Genomic DNA, 6,424 nt, shown 5'->3' on the forward strand with positions numbered 1-6,424 from the left:
CGAACTTCACACGAACATGACGTGGACTTTTCCTGGCCCTGTCACCGTTCTCGGTGTGAGAGTAGCCATCGTTGCGGAGTCATTCCTGCCCAACATGAACGGCGTCACCAACTCGGTACTACGCGTGCTCGAACACCTCGATCGCACTGGCCACGACGCCATGGTCATTGCGCCGGACACCGTCGGATCCGACACCTCTGCCGCCACCGAACACGAAGGCGTTCAGGTGGTTCGGGTGCCCGCCGTCATGGTGCCCAAAGTCAGTTCACTCCCCGTCGGCCTGCCACAACCACGTCTGACGACGGCCGTGCGGACCTTCGCGCCCGACGTCGTCCATCTGGCGTCACCGTTCCTGCTCGGTGCCGGGGGAGTTGCCGTCGCCAAACGCCTCGGAATCCCCACCGTCGCGGTTTACCAAACCGATGTCGCCGGATTTGCCGAAAGCTACGGTCTCGGCGTCACCAGCCGCGCCGCATGGGCGTGGACCCGTCGAATCCACAAGAGCTGCAACAGGACACTCGCGCCCTCCACGTCGGCAGTCGACGCCCTCGAAGAGCACGGCATTCCGCGCGTGCACCGATGGGCCCGCGGCGTCGACGCACAACGATTCGCGCCTTCGCGTCGTAGTTCGGTGTTGCGGCAGTCCTGGATCGGCGACAGCGACCGGTTGGTGGTCGGCTTCGTCGGTCGCCTCGCGCCCGAAAAGCACGTCGAACGATTGGCGGCCCTGGCCGGCGATCCCAGTGTGCAGATCGTCGTCGTCGGAGACGGCCCGGACCGCGAGAACCTACGACGACTGATGCCGGACGCGATCTTCACCGGACAACTCGGCGGTACCGCGCTGGCCGACGCCTATGCGAGCCTGGACGTATTCGTTCACCCCGGCGAGCACGAGACCTTCTGCCAGGCGGTCCAGGAAGCCCTCGCGAGCGGTGTGCCTGTCGTCGGTCCGGACGCCGGCGGACCACGTGACCTGATCTCGCATTGCCGCAACGGCTACCTCCTGCCGACGGACAGGTTCACCGAACTCCTGCCAAGCGCGGTCGACGCACTTCGTCAGCGTGATCTGCGGGTGCAGTTCGGCTCCGCGGCGAGGCGCTCGGTGCTGCACCGGACCTGGCCGGCAATCTGCGAAGAGTTGCTCCGTCACTACGAGGACGTGCAGGGCCTCGGGCGGCGAACGGGTGCCAGAGCAGCCTGAACGCCCTCGCTGCCCGAGGGTTGGTAGCGTTTCGGGTGTGGCCACTACACACGGAACCCGAGCAACTCTCGAGAAGCAACCGCACGAAGTCGCGTCGATGTTCGACGACGTCGCGGAGCGATACGACCTCACCAACACCGTGCTGTCCTTCGGCCAGGACAAGGGTTGGCGCAAGGCCACCCGCGAAGCCCTCGACCTCAAGCCGGGCGAGAAGGTACTCGACCTCGCCGCCGGAACCGGAGTCTCGACCGTCGAACTGGGGCGCTCCGGTGCCTGGTGCGTCGCCACCGACTTCTCCAAGGGAATGCTCAAGGCCGGAATCTCGCGCAAAGTTCCGATGGTCGCTGGTGACGCGATGTACCTGCCCTACGCCGACAACGTGTTCGACGCCGCGACGATTTCCTTCGGTCTGCGCAACGTCTCCGACTTCGAAGCCGGACTGCGTGAGATCGCCCGCGTCACCAAGCCGGGCGGACGTCTCGTCGTCAGCGAGTTCTCGACGCCCGTCTTCGGGCCCTTCCGCACGGTCTACATGGAATACCTCATGAAGGCGCTCCCTCGGGTTGCACGCACCGTCAGCAGCAACCCCGACGCCTACGTCTACCTCGCCGAATCGATCCGCGCCTGGCCGACCCAGGAAGAGTTGGCCCGCAAGATCGAGGCTGCCGGGTGGAAGAACGTCAAGTGGCGCAACCTCACCGGCGGCATCGTGGCGCTGCATTACGCCACTGCCTGAACTGCTGTGCGCCTTTATCAACCCCCGGCGGTTAATAAAGGCGCACAGCACTTGCTCAACCGAACAGCGGTCGGGAGTCGATCTTTCTCGACGCGGCCCCCGACGCACGCCATGCCTTCGCCGTCAGATCGACGTCGGCGTCGGTGACGAGGTTCCCCATCACCCGAACGGCGACCGTCATCAGTGCCCGTGAGCGCATCGCAATCGGGCCCGAGGCGGGCAGGAACTGCGGAACCGTCAGCAGGCCTGCGAGCCGGCGCGCGACCGAGAACGCCTGCCCGTAATGCTCCCGAAGCACGGTCGGCCACAGCTCCGTCAGATCGTCGGCGCCGAGCTGTTCGACCACCAGACGTCCGCCTTCGAGGCCGTAGTCGATGCCCTCACCGTTGAGCGGGTTCACGCACGCTGCGGCGTCGCCGATCACGGCCCAGTTGCGTCCGGCGATGTTGGAAACTGCTCCACCCATGGGTAGCAAAGCCGAAGCGACGGAATGTATTTCGCTGCTCCACTGCCACTCGCTTCGGCGCTGATCGGTGTAGAGGTCGAGCAAGGGTCGCAGGGCACCTGGAGCCGGGCGCTTGGACGTCGCCAGTGTCCCGACGCCGATGTTCACCTCGCCGGTGCCGAGCGGGAAGATCCAGCCGTACCCCGCCTGCAACGTGCCCTCGGTGTCCCGCAGTTCCAGATGCGAGGTGATCCACGGGTCGGCGCTGCGCGGCGTCGCGACATACGCGCGTGCCGCGACGCCGTACGCGGTGTCCCGGTGCCACTGCCGTCCCAGCTTCTTGCCGAGCGTCGAGCGAACGCCGTCGGCGATGATCAGCGTCCGACAACGAAGGGTGCTTCGTCCCGAGGGGCCGGCGAGTACGACGGCGGCTACTCGATCACCGTCGAGTTCGACGTCGACGGCCTTGGTGCCCTCGACCATGACCGCGCCCGATTCGACGGCGCACCGGCGAATGGCGTCGTCGAGTTCGGTGCGGGGGATCGCACTGCCGATCGGCGGGAACGACGTCCCTGGCCACTCGAGTTCGAGTTCTTGTCCGAAGCCGGACAACCGTAGTCCCTTGTTCGTCGTGTGTGACCGAACCCACTCGCCGAGGCCGAGGAGATCCAGTTCGGCCACGGCGCGCGGAGTGAGTCCATCACCACAAGTCTTGTCTCGCGGGAACACGGCAGCGTCCACCAGCACGACGTCTCGGCCGCTGCGGGCGGCCCATGCCGCGGCCGAAGAACCCGCGGGACCTGCGCCGATGACCACAATGTCGGTTTCGGTCGGAAGCGTATCGACGACGGGGGACTGCTCTTCTACGGACACACTCACATCTTCCCAGGCTCGCGATCGCCACCGTGGCGAGGCCGTCCCGAGTGCGAACCGCTAGGTTCACTACCGTGGGAACCGAGCCGTCACTGACGACAGGAATGGGTACTGACATCGTGAGCACCGAAAAGACTGCTGCCGACGCAACCGCATCGAGCACCGTCGTTGCAGGCATCGACCTGGGCGACGAACAGCTCGCCGCAGTAGTGCGTGGTGGACTCTCCGATGTCGAGGAGTTGTTGGTCAGCGAGCTGTCCGACGGAGAAGACTTCCTCACCGAGGCCGCGCTGCATCTCGCGCGAGCTGGTGGAAAGCGCTTCCGTCCGTTGTTCACGATCCTGACCGCGCAACTCGGACCGGTGCCGAACGATCCGTCGATCATCACCGCAGCGACTGTCACCGAACTCGTTCACCTGGCGACGCTCTATCACGACGACGTCATGGACGAGGCGTCCATGCGGCGCGGAGCACCCAGCGCCAACGCCCGCTGGGGAAACAGTGTGGCGATCCTGGCCGGCGACTATCTGTTCGCGCACGCATCACGACTGGTGTCGACGCTCGGACCCGAGGCCGTTCGGATCATCGCCGAAACATTCGCCGAACTGGTCACCGGCCAGATGCGCGAGACGATCGGTGTCAAGAAGGAGCAGGATCCGGTCGAGCACTACCTCAAGGTCGTGTGGGAGAAGACCGGTTCGCTGATCGCTGCTTCGGGACGCTTCGGCGGCACCTTCTCCGGCGCCGACGCAGCTCACATCGAGCGCCTCGAGCGCCTGGGTGACGCCGTCGGCACCGCGTTCCAGATCTCCGACGACATCATCGACATCTCGTCCGTATCGGCGCAGTCCGGCAAGACGCCCGGCACCGACCTGCGCGAGGGTGTCCACACCCTGCCCGTCCTGTACGCGTTCCGCGAAGAAGGGGCCGACGCAGATCGCCTGCGGGAGCTGCTCGCGGGCCCGGTTACCGAAGATGCCCTGGTAGAAGAGGCCCTCGAACTGCTCGAGCGTTCGCCGGGCATGGTCAAGGCGAAGGCAAAGCTGGGCGAGTATGCCGTCGCGGCGAAAGCTCAGTTGGCTGAGCTCCCGCAGGGACCGGCCAACGAAGCGCTCGTGCGTCTCGTCGATTACACGATCGAACGAGTCGGCTGACACCTCGGCGAATCGGGGCTACCGGGTGGAAACCCCGACAGTCACTGGGTGGGAACCCTGATGCCCCTGTCCTTCGTTGACTGAACAGAACCGGTGCATACACCGGGGAGTTCGGGTGAGCCTTCGGCTCCAGCGAGGCAAGAGGTGAGCGGTTTGCACGGCTACGCGAACGGTGCGAAGACATTCGGCTTGTTGGTGGGGATGTCGGCGCTGATCGTCTTCATCGGCTCGCTGTTCAACAGCCCGTTCCTTCTGTGGGGATCCGTTCTGTTTGCCGTCGGCATGAATGCCTACGTGTACTTCAACAGCGACAAGCTGGCGCTTCGATCGATGCGCGCCCAGCCCATCACCGAGGTCGAGGCACCGGCGATCTACCGGATCGTGCGCGAACTCGCCACGACGGCGCACCAACCGATGCCCAGGCTGTACGTCAGCCCCACGAACGCCCCGAACGCGTTTGCCACCGGTCGTAGCCCTCGGCATGCCGCGGTGTGCGTGACCAGCGGCATCATGCAGATCCTGAACGAACGCGAACTGCGTGCCGTGCTCGGGCACGAACTCTCCCACGTCTACAACCGGGACATTTTGATCTCGTCCGTGGCCGGCGCGATGGCCAGCGTCATCTCTGGCCTGGCCAACTTCGCGATGTACGCGAGCATCTTCGGCGGCCGAGGGAACGGGCAGGGAAGCAATCCGATCGCGCTGCTGCTCGTCTCCCTACTGGGACCGATCGCGGCAACCGTGGTCAAGCTGGCCGTCTCGCGCTCTCGCGAGTACCAGGCGGATCAATCAGGAGCCGAGCTCACCGGTGACCCGCTGGCGTTGGCGTCGGCGCTGCGCAAGCTCGAGTCGGGCGTCGCAGCCGCGCCGTTGCCGCCTGAGCCCAAGCTCGCGGCGCAGTCCCACCTGATGATCGCCAACCCCTTCAGAGCGGGCGACAAGGTCAGCAAGCTGTTCTCGACGCATCCGCCCATGGCGGACCGGATCGAGCGTTTGGAGAAGATGGCGGGGATGTAGGGGCCTTCGGCCCCTGTGAGCCTTTCTGGTCGTCGGAACTACCAAAAAGGCGCACAGGGGCACAGCCCCTACTACCGGTAGTTCACGAACTGCAGGGCGATCCCGAAGTCCTCACCCTTGAGCAGGGAGATGACGCCCTGGAGGTCGTCGCGCTTCTTGCTGCTCACACGAAGTTCCTCACCCTGGATCTGCGCCTTGACGCCCTTGGGGCCCTCGTCGCGAATCTTCTTGGTGATCTTCTTCGCGTTCTCGCTGCTGATGCCCTGGACCAAGGTTCCGGACAGCTTGTAGATCTTTCCGGACTGCGCCGGCTCGCCGGCATCGAATGCCTTCAGCGAGATGTCACGACGGATCAACTTCTCCTTGAACACGTCGAGGGCGGCCAGCAGTCGCTCCTCGGTGTCGGCGTTCAACGTGATCGTCTCTTCACCAGACCACTCGATCGACGCTCCCGTGTTTCGGAAGTCGAAACGCGTGGTCAACTCCTTGGCAGCCTGATGCAGGGCGTTGTCCACCTCTTGACGGTCAACCTTGCTCACCACGTCGAAGGACGAATCAGCCACTTCACACTCCCGCTTTCCGGTAGTTCACGAACATCGAGTTCCGCCCACCTTCCATACCGGTGGACACCTCGACGTTATCGGGTCGGCACCGCCCGTTACCACCCGGTTTGCAAAATGGGGGTGTGTTCGTTGTATTCTTCTCACCGCACCGAGGAAGCCGTTTTCGGCCGCCGCACGTCGCGATATACTTGCGAATGCGCCGGATCGAAGCCTGGTGCAAGCACGGCAGATTGCCCGAGCGGCCAATGGGAGCGGACTGTAAATCCGTCGGCTTATGCCTACGTAGGTTCGAATCCTACATCTGCCACACCAAGTCAGCCCCGATTCTCTTCGCGAGAGTCGGGGCTGACTTTTTTTGTGCGTGTACCGAGGTCGAGCGCGCGTTGGCGACGCAGGCGCCGGCTTCGGCTCAGGGGTGTCGGGGGTGTCGGGGGC

General features: G+C 64.8%; 6 protein-coding genes and 1 tRNA gene. 5 read left to right on the forward strand and 2 right to left on the reverse strand.

From position 1 onward, the window contains the following. The first annotated feature begins 55 nt into the window (after positions 1-55). Positions 56-1,201, forward strand: coding sequence for a glycosyltransferase family 4 protein (locus AC1Q61_RS18625; RefSeq protein WP_197523597.1), 1,146 nt, complete (start codon positions 56-58; stop codon positions 1,199-1,201). A gap of 37 nt (positions 1,202-1,238) precedes the next feature. After that, complete coding sequence (locus AC1Q61_RS18630) at positions 1,239-1,937, forward strand: demethylmenaquinone methyltransferase (protein ID WP_042925614.1); 699 nt, start codon at positions 1,239-1,241, stop codon at positions 1,935-1,937. Positions 1,938-1,992: 55 nt separating this feature from the next. Here the strand turns inward: AC1Q61_RS18630 and AC1Q61_RS18635 are convergent, their stop codons facing one another. Beyond that, complete coding sequence (locus AC1Q61_RS18635; RefSeq protein ID WP_422662738.1) at positions 1,993-3,255, reverse strand: geranylgeranyl reductase family protein; 1,263 nt, start codon at positions 3,253-3,255, stop codon at positions 1,993-1,995. Positions 3,256-3,359: 104 nt separating this feature from the next. Here AC1Q61_RS18635 and AC1Q61_RS18640 point away from each other — a divergent pair, with 104 nt between their 5' ends. Both AC1Q61_RS18640 and htpX read left to right on the forward strand, forming a co-directional pair. Next, positions 3,360-4,409, forward strand: coding sequence for a polyprenyl synthetase family protein (locus AC1Q61_RS18640; protein WP_037129929.1), 1,050 nt, complete (start codon positions 3,360-3,362; stop codon positions 4,407-4,409). Between the two features lie 153 nt (positions 4,410-4,562). After that, the gene (htpX, locus tag AC1Q61_RS18645) at positions 4,563-5,426 is read left to right on the forward strand and encodes a zinc metalloprotease HtpX (protein WP_007728460.1); all 864 of its coding nucleotides are present in this window, start codon (positions 4,563-4,565) and stop codon (positions 5,424-5,426) included. Positions 5,427-5,497: 71 nt separating this feature from the next. Here htpX and AC1Q61_RS18650 read toward each other — a convergent pair whose 3' ends face one another. Continuing rightward, complete coding sequence (locus AC1Q61_RS18650; RefSeq protein WP_003941854.1) at positions 5,498-5,989, reverse strand: YajQ family cyclic di-GMP-binding protein; 492 nt, start codon at positions 5,987-5,989, stop codon at positions 5,498-5,500. A gap of 224 nt (positions 5,990-6,213) precedes the next feature. On the opposite strand from AC1Q61_RS18650, the gene AC1Q61_RS18655 reads away from it, so the two are divergent. Further along, positions 6,214-6,296: transfer RNA gene (locus tag AC1Q61_RS18655), tRNA-Tyr, on the forward strand. Positions 6,297-6,424: the final 128 nt, after the last annotated feature.

It is taken from the genome of Rhodococcus sp. MPR-R1B (genome assembly GCF_058793255.1).